The 16,200-nt window shown below is 39.8% G+C and carries 15 protein-coding genes; 6 read left to right on the plus strand and 9 right to left on the minus strand.

Annotation, left to right across the window (positions count from 1 at the left end; all coding sequences use genetic code 11):
- The first annotated feature begins 118 nt into the window (after positions 1 to 118).
- A complete protein-coding gene (locus ACYVM0_RS16390; protein ID WP_460558625.1) occupies positions 119 to 1,252 on the plus strand; it encodes an endonuclease/exonuclease/phosphatase family protein in 1,134 nt (377 codons plus the stop codon).
- Between the two features lie 3 nt (positions 1,253 to 1,255).
- On the opposite strand, the gene ACYVM0_RS16395 is transcribed toward ACYVM0_RS16390, so the two are convergent.
- The 4 genes from ACYVM0_RS16395 to glpK are packed head-to-tail and all read right to left on the minus strand — an operon-like array spanning position 1,256 to position 5,575.
- Positions 1,256 to 1,702 carry a hypothetical protein gene (locus tag ACYVM0_RS16395; RefSeq protein WP_460558627.1) on the minus strand — a complete coding sequence of 149 codons (447 nt, stop codon included), beginning with the start codon at positions 1,700 to 1,702 and terminating at the stop codon, positions 1,256 to 1,258.
- 10 nt (positions 1,703 to 1,712) lie between these two features.
- Positions 1,713 to 2,438 (minus strand): MIP/aquaporin family protein, encoded by a 726-nt coding sequence (locus tag ACYVM0_RS16400; protein ID WP_460558629.1) that lies wholly within the window; start codon positions 2,436 to 2,438, stop codon positions 1,713 to 1,715.
- Positions 2,439 to 2,468: 30 nt separating this feature from the next.
- Entirely contained in the window at positions 2,469 to 4,025 is a 1,557-nt protein-coding gene (locus ACYVM0_RS16405) for a glycerol-3-phosphate dehydrogenase/oxidase (protein ID WP_460558631.1), read from the minus strand.
- 59 nt (positions 4,026 to 4,084) lie between these two features.
- Positions 4,085 to 5,575 (minus strand): FGGY family carbohydrate kinase, encoded by a 1,491-nt coding sequence (gene glpK, locus ACYVM0_RS16410; RefSeq protein ID WP_460558633.1) that lies wholly within the window; start codon positions 5,573 to 5,575, stop codon positions 4,085 to 4,087.
- 142 nt (positions 5,576 to 5,717) lie between these two features.
- Here glpK and ACYVM0_RS16415 point away from each other — a divergent pair, with 142 nt between their 5' ends.
- The 3 genes from ACYVM0_RS16415 (at position 5,718) to ACYVM0_RS16425 (ending at position 9,488) form a co-directional block, all read left to right on the plus strand.
- A complete protein-coding gene (locus ACYVM0_RS16415; RefSeq protein WP_460558635.1) occupies positions 5,718 to 6,455 on the plus strand; it encodes a VanW family protein in 738 nt (245 codons plus the stop codon).
- A 56-nt stretch (positions 6,456 to 6,511) separates the two neighbouring features.
- Positions 6,512 to 6,868, plus strand: a complete 357-nt coding sequence (locus tag ACYVM0_RS16420; RefSeq protein WP_460558637.1) for a hypothetical protein — start codon at positions 6,512 to 6,514, stop codon at positions 6,866 to 6,868.
- Between the two features lie 133 nt (positions 6,869 to 7,001).
- Positions 7,002 to 9,488, plus strand: coding sequence for a TonB-dependent receptor (locus ACYVM0_RS16425; RefSeq protein ID WP_460558639.1), 2,487 nt, complete (start codon positions 7,002 to 7,004; stop codon positions 9,486 to 9,488).
- A gap of 42 nt (positions 9,489 to 9,530) precedes the next feature.
- Here ACYVM0_RS16425 and ACYVM0_RS16430 read toward each other — a convergent pair whose 3' ends face one another.
- Positions 9,531 to 10,616, minus strand: coding sequence for a PepSY-associated TM helix domain-containing protein (locus ACYVM0_RS16430; RefSeq protein WP_460558641.1), 1,086 nt, complete (start codon positions 10,614 to 10,616; stop codon positions 9,531 to 9,533).
- A 50-nt stretch (positions 10,617 to 10,666) separates the two neighbouring features.
- Here ACYVM0_RS16430 and ACYVM0_RS16435 point away from each other — a divergent pair, with 50 nt between their 5' ends.
- Both ACYVM0_RS16435 and ACYVM0_RS16440 read left to right on the plus strand, forming a co-directional pair.
- Positions 10,667 to 11,296 carry a phosphatase PAP2 family protein gene (locus ACYVM0_RS16435; protein ID WP_460558643.1) on the plus strand — a complete coding sequence of 210 codons (630 nt, stop codon included), beginning with the start codon at positions 10,667 to 10,669 and terminating at the stop codon, positions 11,294 to 11,296.
- A gap of 25 nt (positions 11,297 to 11,321) precedes the next feature.
- Positions 11,322 to 11,765, plus strand: coding sequence for a DUF2721 domain-containing protein (locus tag ACYVM0_RS16440; RefSeq protein WP_460558645.1), 444 nt, complete (start codon positions 11,322 to 11,324; stop codon positions 11,763 to 11,765).
- Here the strand turns inward: ACYVM0_RS16440 and ACYVM0_RS16445 are convergent.
- The 4 genes from ACYVM0_RS16445 to ACYVM0_RS16460 all read right to left on the minus strand — a co-directional run bounded on the left by ACYVM0_RS16445 (position 11,762) and on the right by ACYVM0_RS16460 (position 16,118).
- Positions 11,762 to 12,196: a DUF983 domain-containing protein gene (locus ACYVM0_RS16445; protein ID WP_460558647.1), complete on the minus strand. Its 435-nt coding sequence runs from the start codon at positions 12,194 to 12,196 to the stop codon at positions 11,762 to 11,764. The two genes, ACYVM0_RS16440 and ACYVM0_RS16445, sit on opposite strands and share 4 nt — an antisense overlap.
- Before the next feature lie 52 nt (positions 12,197 to 12,248).
- A complete protein-coding gene (locus tag ACYVM0_RS16450) occupies positions 12,249 to 12,509 on the minus strand; it encodes a SemiSWEET family sugar transporter (protein ID WP_460558649.1) in 261 nt (86 codons plus the stop codon).
- Positions 12,510 to 12,521: 12 nt separating this feature from the next.
- Positions 12,522 to 14,324 carry an ABC transporter ATP-binding protein gene (locus ACYVM0_RS16455; RefSeq protein WP_460558651.1) on the minus strand — a complete coding sequence of 601 codons (1,803 nt, stop codon included), beginning with the start codon at positions 14,322 to 14,324 and terminating at the stop codon, positions 12,522 to 12,524.
- 249 nt (positions 14,325 to 14,573) lie between these two features.
- Positions 14,574 to 16,118 (minus strand): YifB family Mg chelatase-like AAA ATPase, encoded by a 1,545-nt coding sequence (locus ACYVM0_RS16460; protein ID WP_460558653.1) that lies wholly within the window; start codon positions 16,116 to 16,118, stop codon positions 14,574 to 14,576.
- Positions 16,119 to 16,200: the final 82 nt, after the last annotated feature.

Below are 16,200 nucleotides of genomic sequence, written 5' to 3' on the forward strand. Positions count from 1 at the left end.
GCTTTTTGGGTTAAGTTTTGAACTTTTACCCTTTATTGCATTGAAATACAGATCAGGCACTATATATCACTTAATTTGCGGTAAATCTGCACTAAAAGGTTTTTTTTTTAATAAAAAAATGTCGCCCAAACTTAAAAAAATTGCCCGGTATTGTTTTATTACAGCCAATATCATTATCCTGGCATTGTATGTAACCACATGCCTGGTGCCCTTTGCCAGCGGCGGTAAATATCCTTATATAGCATTAACAGGATTGCTTTTCCCTTTATTATTTTTTGCCTTGCTTGGTTTTTTGGTCTATTGGGCCGTCAGAAGGTCTACATGGGTGTTTGTTTGCCTGGCAGCCTTGTTGCTGGGCTGGCAGCAGGTTGCCGTAATGTTCAGCTTTCATTTTGCGCCAGGCTTTACAACAGCAAAAACTCCGGGTACGTTAAGGGTGTTTACCTGGAATTTATCCAGCTGGGGAGAAACCAACCGGGCAAACAATGGCGATAATATGGCAGAGATGGTGCAGCTTGTAAAAAATGCCGATGCCGACGTAGTATGCTTCCAGGAATTGCTGTATTATAAGAACCGCCATTACAGGGATTCCGTTATTCCCGCTTTAAAGGAAGCCGGTTATCAATATACCTATTTTGAAAAAGTGAATTATACAGGCCGGCTGTACACTACTTCTACTTTAATTGGTATAGAGATCATGTCTAAATACCCCATTACCGGAACCGGTAAATTTTTGTACAACCCACAGGATTCTGTTGAACCACTTATTTATGCTGATATAAAAGTGGACACACAAACCATCAGGGTTTTTACCACCCACCTGCAATCGGTTAGTTTCGGGCAAAACGAATACGACGCTTTATACAAATTGAAAGAACCAGCACAAGCCAGTGTTACAGGGTCAAAAGCGGTGATATGGAAATTAAAACATGCTTATAAAAAAAGAACCGTACAGGCTGATATGTTACATGAGAAAATAAGTGAAAGCCCCTACCCTGTAATTGTGTGCGGCGATTTTAATGATGTGCCCAATTCGTATACTTATTTTACAGTGAAGGGTAATTTGCAGGATGCATTTTTAAAAAAAGGTATGGGCATCGGCAGAACATTCCGTTTTATTTCGCCTACTTTAAGAATTGATTACATACTGGCAGATAAAAAATTCGATGTGTTACAATACCACCTGTTTAAAGTGCCTTATTCCGATCATTATCCCGCTGTAGCTGATTTTGCTATTGGTGAAAAAAAATAAAAATCAGCCGGCTAAAAAAGACAGGTCGAAGTAATAGTTACCGGGATTATTGCGATCGAAAAAAATTGAAATACTGCCTTTTGAATTAATGAGTGATTGTAATTGATTAGGCCCCAAATCGATTGTTTCACTGTGCAAACGGATCTTTTTTCCCCGGCGGGAATCATAGTATACGAGGACCGAAGCAAATTTTAGTTCCTTTGTAAAATTTCTGCCGTTATCATAAAGTGATTCTGCCGCTTTGTATTGCATCGATCCTCCTGTTTCTACTTCTTCCAGGTATTCGTTGCCAAGTACTTCTACTTTATTTGCCGGTACTATCAGTTCTTTATAGTGCTCTTTTACATGACCAGGTAAATAAAAGCGGTCTTTTTTTCTTTTGTGCTTAACAAGGCCGTCTATAATAAAATAGGTTAAAAATATTATTGAAAACCCAATGAATTTTACCATATCATGTAAGCTATAAATGTACCAACTTAAATACCAGTGCCGCAATTACGGCTCCAATTACCGGACCAACAACCGGTATCCAGCTATAACTCCAGTTACTATCTCTTTTGTTTTTTATAGGCAGTAAAAAATGAACAATGCGTGGCCCCAAATCTCTTGCAGGATTAATAGCATAACCGGTTGGCCCGCCCAATGATAAGCCTATTGCTAAAACCAATAATGCAACAGGCAATGCATTTAACGAACCCAGGGAAATACCTACATCATTAATTTTTGCATCCGTTAACGAAAAGGCTCCAAACACCAATGCAAATGTGCCAATGATCTCTGTGATTAAATTATTAAATGTATTGGGAATAGCCGGTGCATTGCAAAACACACCCAGCATGGCATTGGCATCATTGGCGGCATCAAAATGCGAACGATAAGATAACCATGCCAAGAATGACCCCGTCATGGCACCCAGCATTTGTGCAGCAATATACCAGGGTACTTTAGTCCAGTTTTTTGTTTTAATGGCATCGGCAATAGTTACAGCAGGATTTAAATGACCGTCTCCGCCTAATGACGCACATACATACACACCCACAAACACGGCCATGGCCCAGCCCAATGCAATAACTATCCAGCCGCTGCTGTTACCATAAGTTTTATTTAATGATACATTGGCATTTACACCATTGCCCAATAAAAGCAACAATGCTGTACCTGCAAATTCAGCTATAACTAAGCTCATAATTTTTTAATGTTAAGGAGTGAAAGTTTGTCAAGATAATAAATATTGTTTTGCAAGAGCGATAAAATCATTTGTTTGTTTTTCTATCCAATCTGTATTTTTATTCATTGCAGTTGCCATCAGTTGTGCCACTACCGGTGCTGCTGCTATTGCCGTTCCGGCATCTAAAAATAACAGCCGTGTTCTTCTTGCCAACACATCTTCCACGGTCATTGCCATTTCGTTTTGTATGGCCCAGATAATTGCTGCTTTAATATAGGGAGCAGCCGGATGAATCAATTCGCTCAATGTTGAATTGGCTTTGCAAAGCGCTTTAATATGTGCAGCATCAGCACCGTAAAAATGCAAGGCATCATTTTTGTTTTCTTCATTTATATAACCATGAATTTTAAAATTTTCAGTCACACATTTTTTCTTTTCCAGCTTTGCTGTAGCCACCGCTTTATCTAAAACATCAGCTGCCATTTTGCGATAAGTGGTCCATTTACCTCCTGTTATTGTTACCAGGCCACTGGCACTTACAATAATGGTATGATCCCTGGGCATGATAGCAGTTTTTTGGGTACTGCCCTTTTTTACCAGGGGCCGCAAACCCACAAAAACACTTTTTACATCGCTGCGTTTTATATCAACCGTTAAATATTTATTGATGTGGTGCAATATAAAACTGATCTCTTCTTCCAATGGTTTTGGTTCCAGGGAATGGCTTTCAACCGGCGTATCCGTGGTACCCAATACTACTTTACCATGCCAGGGTACCGCAAATAAAACCCGGCCGTCTTCTGTTTTGGGAATCATCATGGCATCGGCTCCGGGAAAAAATTTTTTATCTGTTACCAAATGAATTCCCTGCGAAGGGCTAACGATATTTTTTGCTGCCGCATCATCCATATGCAATATTTCATCGGTAAAAATACCGGTGGCGTTAATCACTACTTTGCATTGCAGGTTATACGTTGTTCCGGAAATTACATCCTGTGCTACAACACCGCTGACGGTATTATCTTTTTTAAAGAGCTGCATTACTTTACAATAATTTAAAACCACAGCACCATTTTCTGCCGCCGTTTGTGCAAGGTTAATGGCCAGCCTTGCATCATCAAACTGTCCATCCCTGTATACAATGGCACCGCTTAATTTTTTTGTATTGATAACAGGTAAAAATTGTTTAGTTGCTTTACTATTAATAATGCTTGTTTTACCCAAACCCAATTTACCTGCCATCAGGTCGTACAATTTTAATCCCACGCCATAATATATTTTTTGCCAGATACTATAACAGGGTAAAACAAATGAAAGATTATTGGTAAGATGCGGTGCGTTCTTCAGCAGCAATCCTCTTTCTTTCAACGCTTCTCTTACTAATTTAATATTGCCTTGTGCTAAATACCTTACGCCGCCATGCACCAATTTAGTGGAGCGGCTTGATGTACCTTTTGCAAAATCATGCTGTTCCAGCAATAAAGTTTTGTACCCTCTTGTGGCAGCATCTACAGCTGTGCCTAACCCGGTTGCTCCACCACCAATAATTATAATATCCCATTCGGTTTCGCTATCCAGTCGCTGCTGCATTTCGATTCTATTCATATATAGTCTCTTGAATCAACCGCCGGCAGGGTTGAAGCCGCTGCCGGGGTTTAGCGGATTTATTTTGTATTGCTTATTGTTGTATCCACAGCTTTTTTCCACCCACCTGTTAATTCGTTTCTTTCTGCCTCTTCCATCAACGGTACAAATGTTTTATCAATTTGCCATTGCTGTTGTATATCATCAATACTTTTCCAGTAGCCCACTGCAAGCCCGGCAAGGTAAGCGGCACCCAATGCAGTGGTTTCTGTAATTTTTGGCCGCAGTACTTTGGTATTTAAAATATCACTTTGAAACTGCATCAGTAAATCATTAGCGGTTGCGCCGCCATCAACCCTTAATTCTTTTATAGAAATACCTGAATCAGCTTCCATCGCTTTTAATACATCCATCGTTTGATAGGCAATACTTTCCAAAGCTGCCCTTGCAATATGCGATGCATTGCTGCCTCTTGTAAGCCCGACAATCGTTCCTCTTGCATCCTGGTTCCAGTACGGCGCACCAAGCCCGGTAAATGCGGGCACCACATAAACACCTTCATTACCGTTAACCTTAGCCGCCAATGCCTCTACATCTGATGATTTTTGAATGATCCCTAATCCATCCCTTAACCATTGCACCACAGCGCCTGCAATAAATACACTGCCCTCCAAAGCGTATTGTGTAATACCATTTACTTTCCATGCTACAGTGGTTAATAAATTATGATCAGACGTTACCGGTTGTTCGCCTGTATTCATCAGCATAAAACAACCCGTACCATAAGTATTTTTTACCATACCGGGCTGGGTACACATTTGCCCGAACAAGGCACTCTGCTGATCGCCTGCAATACCTGCAATGGGAATATTTTTTGCCGATAAAATATTTTGTGTGTGCCCGTACACTTCGCTGCTGCTGCGTATCTGCGGCAACATGCTGCCGGGTATGGTAAATATTTTTTCCAGCTCGCCGTCCCATTGTAATGTATTGATGTTGCACAACATGGTACGTGAGGCATTGCTTACATCCGTAGCATGAATCTGACCTTTGGTTAAATTCCATAATAACCAGGTATCAATGGTACCAAAACACAATTCTCCATTTTCTGCTTTTTTCCTGGCGCCCTCCACATTATCTAAGATCCATTTTACTTTGGTGGCAGAAAAATAAGCGTCAATCACCAATCCCGTTTTTTGTTTGATGATCGTGTCTAATTGTTTTCTTTTTAATTCATCGCAAAAAGATGCGGTCCTTCTATCCTGCCATACAATGGCATTGTATACGGGTTTACCTGTTGCCCTATCCCACACTACGGTAGTTTCTCTTTGATTGGTAATACCGATGGCTGCAATATTTTCTACTGTTAACCCGGCTTGTGTAATGGCTTCGGCAGCCACACCTAGTTGCGTACTCCATATTTCATTGGCATCATGTTCTACCCAGCCGGGCTGCGGAAAATATTGGGTAAACTCTTTTTGCGCCACAGCAATGATAGCGCCCTGCTGATCAAAAATAATGGCACGGCTGCTGGTAGTACCCTGGTCGAGGGAAAGAATGTATTGATTCATAGCAAGAATGATTTGTTTTCAAGTTAGCGGAATTTTTTAAAATAAACATTGCTGTATTTAAAACGAATTAGTTTTAAGTTACCGATACTTTTATTTTTTAGCCGGCTTCTTTAGGCCGTAGTTTACTACCTTCAACAACACAATGCTGCGTTTAAAAAAATACCTACCTGCACCGGCAAAACTTTTTCTGCAATTGCAGGTAAGAGCTGCTACAGATTTTTTAAATGGCCATACAAAACTTTTTTGCAGTGATAAAAATATTAAGCAACAACTTCCCGATAACCTGCAACAAGCAGTTGCCATACAACAGCAGGTAAAAGCCAATGAAAGCAGTGCCAATAAAATTTCTAATCTCCATCTTGCCATCAATGCAATAAACAATATTGAAATTGCACCGGGACAAATCTTCTCCTTCTGGAAATCGACAGGTAAGCCATCTGAAAAAAACGGGTATAAAACAAGCAGAACGATCATCAATGGCAAACTGGAAGCAACTACCGGTGGCGGCCTTTGCCAGCTATCGGGGCTTATCTATTTTTTATCTATCCAAAGTGGTTTAACTATTATGGAACGCCATCCGCACAGCATGGATATTTATACAGATGCAGATCGTTTTACGCCTTTGGGCAGCGATGCTACGGTGGCTTACGGTTATAAAGATTGCAGGATCAGGAATAATTATCACTTCCCGGTTTATTTTTCTTTTACCCTCGATAAAAATTCATTAACCGGAACCATTGCTGCAACTGAAACGATTCCTTTACACAAAATTGAATTTGAGTACGAAAAGCATCCCGGCTTTACAACTGTAAACACAATGAGCAGCTGTAATGGACTGAGGGAAATGATCGCAAGCCATAACTACGTTCTGCTGCGGTAAATTGCAGTTAACTTTTATTTTGCAACAATGTTGCAGCATTTTATTACCTTTGTTTGGTGAGGGTTAAAAAAGTCATACTTTTTAAAAAGCTAACCGCTGTATTACTACTGCTGTTATTAGCTGCGGTAACCATTATACAGGTATCGCACTCTCATGCTTCCAAGCCATCGTTAACACAGCAGGAAAATATTCTTGCAAAAAAATCGGGGTTACCTGGTTATTTTCATTCCACTGCAGAAAGCAAATGTTTTATTTGTGAGTACCAATTGGCTAAAGATGCTGATGTTTTTGCTGCGGCGATACATTTTATTGCACCGTTCCAGTATCATTATACTGCTAACACCGATTACTCTTTCACTTTTCAAAATAGCTATTCGTATTTTGAAACCCGTGGCCCGCCGTCTGTTTGCTGATCGTAAGCTTATTGATTTATAGTAAGCTTCTTTACTGTTATTACAGTATTCATTCTCATTTATGGTATGGCGTAAATTTCCAGGCAAACTGGTTTTACTGCATACGTTTTTACAGACTCTAACTACTCAAACAATGCGTTCAATAAAAATATTTTTGTTTACTGCAGCCGTCTTTATCGTTACTGCAGCAAATGCAGGCAAAAAAAATACATTTACCGATCCTGCAAAAAGTACACTCAGCGGAAGGGTTACCGATAAAAAAACAGGTCTTCCCCTGGAAGGTGCTTCTGTATATTTTTCAGATTTAAAGAAAGGAACAATCACAAATGCCAACGGCAATTACAGTATTGGTAATTTACCCAATGGCAATTACCTGGTAGAAGTAAAATTTGTAGGATATAAATCGGCTTTGCAGAATATTTCCATACAGGGAAATGTTGTGCAGGATTTTTCTTTAGACCCTTCTGTGGTGGAAGAAAACGAAGTGGTGGTGACCGGTACTTCCAAAGCCACCTCCATCAAAAAAAATCCGGTGCCGATTGTATCTATCGGTAAACAATATTTACAACAGAATTTAAGTACCAATATTATTGATGCCATTGCAAAAGTGCCCGGCATTAATGCGGTAACTACCGGCCCGAATGTTTCCAAACCTTATATCCGTGGTTTAGGTTTTTCCAGGATCTTAACGTTGTATGATGGTGTAAGGCAGGAGGGCCAGCAATGGGGCGATGAACATGGTATTGAAGTGGACCAGAATAGTGTGGAAAAAGTAGAAGTGGTGAAAGGCCCCGCCAGCCTTATTTACGGCTCTGATGCATTGGCTGGCGTAATCAATTTGATACCTGCCAATTTTCCTTCGCCGGGAAAAACACAAGGCGATATTTCCGCAGAATATCAAACCAATAATGGATTGTTCGGCGGATCTGCAATGTTAGCAGGCAATAAAAATTCTATTGTATGGAGAGGCCGGGCATCTTACAAAGAAGCTACCAACTACCGCAACAAATACGATGGCCGTGTGTACAATACCGGTTTCAGGGAAACAGATGTAAACGGCATGATTGGCGTAAATAAAACCTGGGGCTATTCTCATATCGGATTTTCGGTGTTTGATGACCTGCAGGATATACCCGATGGCAGCAGGGATTCTGCAACAAGAAAATTCACCAAACAAATTACTGAAGCAGATACGGTACGCCCGATAGTAACTGATGAAGAATTGAGGTCTTATGCAATTCCTGCACTGCACCAGCATGTACAGCACTACAGAATTTACACCGCCAATAATTTTATTTTAAAAACCGGTGCAAGAATTGCCTTAAACCTCGGCTACCAAAAAAGTATCCGCAGAGAATATAGTCATCCGGAAATTGCCGTACCGGGTTTGTATCTTTTGCTGAACACTTATTCTTATGATGCCAAATATTATTTGCCCGAAAAAAATGGCTGGAGTGTAACAGCTGGCATAAACGGCATGTATCAAAACAACGATGCAGAAAAAGGTACTGAGTTTGTAATTCCTTCCTATAAGCAATTTGATTTAGGGCCGTTTTTATTTGCAAAAAAATCCTATAAAAAATTAGAACTGGCTGGTGGCATCCGCTATGATATGAGGACATTTAATAACGACGCTTTATTTACCAAGCCTGATGCAGTTACAGGATTTGACAAAGCGGTGTATGGTGCAGACACCGCGGGAGCCACACAGGCTTTTTATAATTACAGGCATACTTTCTCCGGCCTTACCGGAAGCCTTGGTGCTACCTATAGTTTTTCAAAAACCTTCAGTGCCAAATTTAATATAGCAAGAGGTTATCGTTCGCCTAATATTTCTGAAATATCAGCCAACGGTGTACATCCCGGCACTAATATTTACCAGCTGGGCAATTTAAATTTTAAACCTGAATTTAGTTTGCAGGAAGATATTGGTTTAAATTACAATTCGCAGCACATCACGGTAAACCTTGAATTATTCAACAACAATATTCAGAATTATATTTTCAACCAGAAGGTATTAAACAGTGCAGGCCAGGATTCTGTAATTGTACCCGGTAATGAAACATTCCAGTTCCAGGCGGCTAAAGCGCATTTGTATGGCACAGAAATAAGTGTAGACCTTCATCCGCATCCGTTGGACTGGTTGCATTTTGAAAATTCATTATCATTAGTGTACGGAACCAATAAAGGAGTAAGTGGAAAAAATTTACCAGACAGTGCAAAGTATTTACCTTTCATTCCACCCCTGCATACTTTTTCTGAATTGCGTGCCAACATAAAACCAAAGTCGGGAGCCTTTACCAACCTGTTTGCAAAAATGCAGTTTGAATGGTATGCCAAACAAGACAAAGCCTATTTAGAATTTGGAACAGAGACACCAACACCAGGTTACTCTTTATTTAATATTGGTTTTGGCGGCGATGTGGTTAATCAAAAAAAGAAAACCATTTTTAATTTTTCTATACTGGCGAATAATCTTTTTGATGTGGCCTATCAATCGCACTTAAACCGGTTGAAATATTTTGAACCTTACCCGGGCAATGCATCAGGCAGAAGTGGAATTTATAATATGGGACGCAATGTTGCGGTTAAGCTGAGCTTTCCTTTAAATTTTAATTAGGTGTGAGACGTGAATGGTGAATGGTGGCTTGTCAATAATTCACTATTCACCATTCACCTTCTTAGTACGTCTTTTTCTTCTCCACATTAAAAACCCGGTGATGCTTAGCAGTGCAGAAGACAAACCGAATAATGCATAGATAATTTTTATACCCGTGCCGCCATACTTACCCATGTGCAATTGAGAGTTGATGATATCGTACCGGTCGGCTGATGATATCTCATTGATGAATCTTGTTTTTGCAATGGCGCCGGTGCTGTCTAACGCAATTACATCAGCAAATTTTTTTGAGTGTATATAGGCATTGGTTTTATTACTACCATAAACAGCTGTTTTTCCGGAAGTACTTTGTGGAAAATAAATAACGTACGCAGTAAAATCCGGATGCTTTTTTTGTACCGCACTATAAGCCGAATCAAAATTGAACAACGGTTTTGGCGAAGCTTTCACTGTATTTATCCAGTTATTACTTTGATAAAATTCTTTTTTAAAAACATAGCGCTGCATCCATAAACCTGTAATACCAATCATTACATTAAACAACAGTGACCAGGTACCGATCAACTGGTGCAGGTTATTTTTTCGCCATACAGTTTTCTTAAATAACAGTACCGCCATAATGTTTCTCCGATACAAGATTATTCCTGTGATAATACTCAACACAAAAACGATAGAAAAAAATCCCAGCAACCATTCTCCTGTTTTACCTGCACGAAAGGAACTGTGAAAGCTGGCCAGCCAGGCCATAAAATTTCCGGAAATATCATCACTGCCACCACGACTTTTTAACAATGCCCCTGTTTGCGGATGCAGAAACAGCTGCAACACTTTTTCTCCTTTTTGGTAAGTGGTATCATAAATAGAAAAAGTAAAGGGTTCCTTTTCATTCATGGATATATTGCAGCTGCTGATGGCCGAATAAGGAAATCTTTTCTGCACTACTTTATAGCAACTGTCAATGGTAAGTTTTTTCTGGTAGTCGAAGGTTGGAAACTCCTCCGGCTTTTGAAAAGCATCAAGCTCATCGTGAAAAGCCAGAACAGCTCCCGATAAAGACAACATTAAAATAAAAATACCTGCAAATAAACCCAGTACGGAGTGGAGAGTTACAAGGCCTTTGTTTTTCATTAACTGCTGTTTAACGGTTTCGGTTTGTATCTTGCAATAATACTATTAAAATGAATAAGGGATCCGTAATTACGTTAGGTTTATTTTTGCTGCTGCATGGCAGTCATCTTACTGCACAGAATTTCGATATCAACCTCTTAAAACCCATCAATAAAAACGAAACTACATTCAAGAATAAATACCTGGAATTAAATGCTTCTTCTGTACGGGCCGTAAGCATTGGTATACCTGCAGGTATTGCTATTGCAGGTTTTATACAACATGATCCAAAACTAAAACGTGATGCCCTTTATATGGGAGGTGCCTATTTATTTTCTGCAATAGTAACACAAGCGACAAAAAGAATTGTTGACCGTGAGCGGCCTTTTGAAAAGTATAGCTTTATTATAAAAAGGGATGACGAAAGTGGCGGATTGTCTTTTCCTTCGGGGCATACTGCTGATGCTTTTTGTGTTGCCACTTCAGTTTCACTACGCTATCGTAAATGGTATTTTGTAGCACCTGCGTATTTATTTGCCACCAGTGTGGGTTGGGCACGTATGTACCAGGGGGTGCATTATCCAAGTGATGTGTTTGCAGGTGCGGTGGTAGGTGCAGGTAGCGCATGGCTGGGTTGGAAACTACAAAAGCTGGTGGATCGTAAGCATATACGGGTTACCACAATAAACGCAAACTGGTAAAATATTTCTGTTGTACATTTATTGTATGCTCGACATCAATATCAACACCCCTGCTTTACTTTTTCCCGCAATTACTTTGTTAATGCTGGCGTATACCAACCGTTTTTTATCATTGGCTGCCTTAGTACGTAAGCTGCATGATGAATACCTGCGTGGCGAAAAAGAAAAAAATATTTTAAGCCAGATAAAAAATATCCGCAGCAGGCTTAATCTTATCCGCTACATGCAGGGCTTTGGTATTATGAGTTTTTTATGTTGTGTACTATGCATGTATGTTATCTTCCGCGGATGGGTGGAATTATCCAACTGGATATTTGCAGCCAGCCTTCTTTTTTTATTGATCTCTATCATACTTTCGTTAATAGAGATCAATAAAAGCACCAAAGCCATTGAACTGGAGCTGAGCGACATTGAAGAATTAAGTAAAGGAAATATTTTTGAAGATATTTTTAAAAACCACAGCGCTTAGTAATCAAACTCTTTGGGTTTGTGGTCTTCAAAATTTTCATCGTACCTTATAAAAATGCGAATATAGATTACACGGCTTATACGCATTAACCAGGGTTGTATCAATACTAAAAAAAGAATATTTAACCCCAGCCACCAGAATATCCGGTTATCTTCTGTAGATACTCCTACTAAAACAAACCAGGCTACAAAAGTGGCTACAGAAAATGCCACTGCCAAAGCATAACTCACATAGCCGGTACCAAACCAAAAACCATTTTCCAGGTCGTATCTCTGGTGACATACAGGACAATGTTCAGGCATATCAAAAATATGCTTCACTGATAATTTTTTGAACGGGTTACTATCTTTAAACATTGGTCCGCGGCGGCATCTCGGGCATTTCATCGTTAAAATACTCCAGATATAATTGGGTTTGGGTTGGTTGCTCATGGCTGCAAAGGTACTAAACTAAAAAACCTTTTAGGTTACAAAAGTTACGCACCTACTTAAACTTCCATTTAAAATAGATCATCGCAATGATCATAGAAAGCACTATGCCATTGGTACCCATAATTGGTGCATCGCCTATCAGTATACCATATGTAAGCCAAAGGGAGACATTTACAAAGAGCAGTAATAAGGTAAGCGAAGACAGATCTTTTGCCGATTTTGTTTGCCATATTTTTATTACCTGGGGTAAAAATGTTATAGTTGACACAAAGCCCGCTGCCGTACCAATAAAGCCTATTAATGTTAGTGGCATAATTATTTTTTATTAAGCTGAAGTGATTTTTTTTCTTTCGCCTATCTGCTGCCTCCACATGGCAAAATATAATCCTTTATCTGCCAGCAAACCCTCATGCGTTCCTGTTTCTACCACTTCCCCTTTTTCCAGCACGTAAATCCTGTCGGCATGCATAATAGTACTTAAGCGATGTGCAATTAAAACTGTGATCTGTTCTTTTTGAGAAGATAGGTCTCTTATGGTATCTGTAATTTCTTCTTCGGTAATTGAATCCAATGCAGAAGTAGCTTCATCAAATATTAATAAATGCGGCTTGCGCAATAAAGCACGGGCTATAGAGATACGTTGTTTTTCGCCGCCGGATAATTTTAAGCCGCCTTCGCCGATCATTGTGTCCACACCTTTTTCTGCCCTGGATATTAAACCGGTACAGCTGGCTTTTTGTAAGGCGTCATTTAATTGTTCTTCTGTTGCCGCAGGGTTAACAAACATCAGGTTTTCTTTTATGGTTCCGCTGAACAAATTAGTATCCTGTGTTACAAATCCAATTTGCTTACGCAGGTCATCAAAGTGAATTTCTGTTTCGTCTAAGTTATTGTACAAAATTTTTCCTTCCTGCGGACGGTAAAGCCCCACCAGTAATTTCATCAGGGTAGATTTTCCGCTGCCGCTTGGTCCAACAAAGGCTATTGTTTCACCCACTTTTACATCAAAGCTGATATTATCAATGGCTCTTTGTGGCGCCGTTTGATGTTGAAATACTACATTATTAAATGACAGTGTTTCAATATTGCCCAATGGTTTTGGAAAAGCAGGTTCCTGTTCAGGTGCTTTTTTCATCAGGTTATCAAAATTATTCAATGAGGCTTCTGCTTCCCTGTAAGAAAGTAAAATATTGCCTATTTCCTGCAATGGACCGAAAACAAAAAATGAAAAGATCTGCATCGTTACCAATTGCCCTGCATTCATAGTACCATGAAAAATAAGCCACATTAAAATAAACAGTATCACCTGTCTCAATGTATTCACCATGGTACCTTGTATAAAACTGATACTACGGATGCGTTTTACTTTAGTCAGTTCCAAACCTAATATTTTATAAGTATTGGTATTCAGCCTTTCTACTTCCTGGTGGGTTAGCCCTAAACTTTTTACCAATTCAATATTGCGCAATGATTCAGTAGTAGAGCCTGCCAAAGCAGTTGTTTGTCCAACAATATTTTTCTGGATCAGTTTAATTTTTTTGCTGAGTTTATTAGTTATAAAAGTGAGCACAAAAATACCCACCAGGTAAGCTACTGGTACTCGCCAGTTAATAAACAGAGTGGCATATACAAAAACAAAAACAACGCCAACAAGAACCCCAAAAAGAATGTTGATGAAATTGGTCATGAATTTTTCAACATCCGATCTTACTTTAGTAAGTACTGATAAAGTTTCACCACTGCGCTGGTCTTCAAATTGCTGGTAAGGTAATTTCATGGCGTGTTGTAAACCATCAGTAAATACCCTTGCCCCGAATTTTTGTATCACCACATTTAAAAAATAATCCTGGAAAGCTTTTGCAATACGGCTGATCATGGCAACAGAAATGGAAAAAATAAGTACGTACCAAACACCTGGTGCATCCCATGAAAATGAATTAAAAAATCTGTCCCAGGTAAATTTGCTTGCGGGGGGTGTTATTCCGCCCTGGTGCCCGTTGGCCAGGTTGATCAGCTTTCCTAATAAAATAGGATCCACAAGGGAAAAACCAATATTTATAGAAGCCATTAAAAGTGTAAAGGTTACCAGCCATTTGTATGGCTTCAGGTAGTGCAGTAATATCTTCATATCTAAAATTTAGAGCAGTAAAGCGTTCAGGAGTGCAAATATCGTACAAGTAAAGCAATACTGGCAAGATGGCAGGGTAGGGAATGGATAATTGATCATGAATTAATAGATAATTTTTCCAAATTCGATAGCCGGAACAAAGTTTAAACATCGGACAGGTTTAGAAGTTTAGAAGTTTAGGGTTTAGTTAAGACGCCCTCCTAAACTTCTAAACTCCTAAACTTCTAAACTCCTAAACCTCTAAACTCTCTAAGCTCCCCACCCTTCTCTATCCAGACTCCTGTACTGTATCGCTTCCGCCAAATGTTCCGGCTTTATATCGGCACTGGCAGAAAGATCGGCAATGGTGCGGCTGACTTTTAATATCCTGTCGTAGGCCCGGGCAGATAAATTTAATTTTTCCATTGCTACTTTCAACAGGTTTTGCCCGGCTGTACTGATGGTACAGATTTCTTTTAATTGTTTGCTGCTCATTTGCGCATTGGCATAAACGCCTTCGCTATCCTTATATCGTTCTGCCTGTATTTCTCTTGCTTTAATTACCCGCTTTCTTATACCGGCACTTTTTTCAAATTGTTGTGCAGAAGATAATTCGCTAAAAGCAACGGGTGTTACTTCCACGTGCAGGTCGATACGATCCAGCAATGGCCCCGATATTTTATTCAGGTATTTCTGTACTGCACCCGGCGGACAAGTACATTCTTTTTCGGGATGATTAAAAAATCCGCAGGGGCAGGGATTCATGGAAGCGATAAGCATAAAACTCGCCGGAAAATCCAATGCTATTTTCGCCCTGCTGATGGTAACTTTTCTTTCTTCCATTGGCTGGCGCATCACTTCCAAAACCGTTCTTTTAAACTCCGGTAATTCATCTAAAAATAAAACGCCGTTATGGGCTAACGAAATTTCGCCGGGCTGCGGATTGCCGCCGCCTCCAACTAATGCCACATCTGAAATGGTATGGTGCGGCGAACGATAAGGCCGCTTCGAAATTAGTGTAGCGTTCTCCGGTAGTTTGCCGGCCACACTATGAATTTTTGTTGTCTCTAATGCCTCCTGCAAACTTAATGGTGGCAATATTGTAGGCAAACGTTTTGCCAGCATGGTTTTACCTGCTCCGGGCGGGCCAATCAAAATAGCATTATGACCTCCTGCTGCTGCAATCTCCAAAGCACGCTTAATATTTTCCTGCCCTTTCACATCACTGAAGTCAATTTCAAAATCGCTTTGGGCCTGTGCAAATTCTTCCCTTGTATTTACAATGGTTGGTTCAATAGTATTTTCATCCTTAAAAAAATCAATTACCTCGTTGATGTGGCCAACACCGTACACTTGTAAATTATTTACCATTGCCGCTTCCCTGGCATTTTGTTTGGGAACGATCAATCCTTTATATCCTTCCTTACGGGCCTGTATGGCAATGGGTAGTGCTCCTTTTATAGGGCGGATCTCTCCATCAAGGCTTAACTCGCCCATGATGACGTACTCACTTAATTTTTCTGGATTAGCTATTTGTTCGGTAGCACCCAATGTACCAATGGCAATGGGCAAATCAAATGCAGTACCTGTTTTTCGTATATCCGCAGGTGCCAAATTTACCACCAATTTAGTACGAGGCATATAATAGCGATTACTTTTTATTGCACTCTCTACTCTTTGCAAACTTTCCTTAACTGCACTATCGGGAAGGCCTACTATAAAATAATCTTTGCCCTGGTTATTTACACTTACTTCAACGGTAATGGTGATAGCTTCTACACCGTAAACGGCGCTGCCAAAAGTTTTGACTAACATGGGGTAATAAATTTTGGCTAATGTACGGAAGGTTTTATTATTTATTCAAACTATCCTCTACGCCTTCCCGTTTTAATATCAA

This window comes from Ferruginibacter profundus (genome assembly GCF_054783275.1).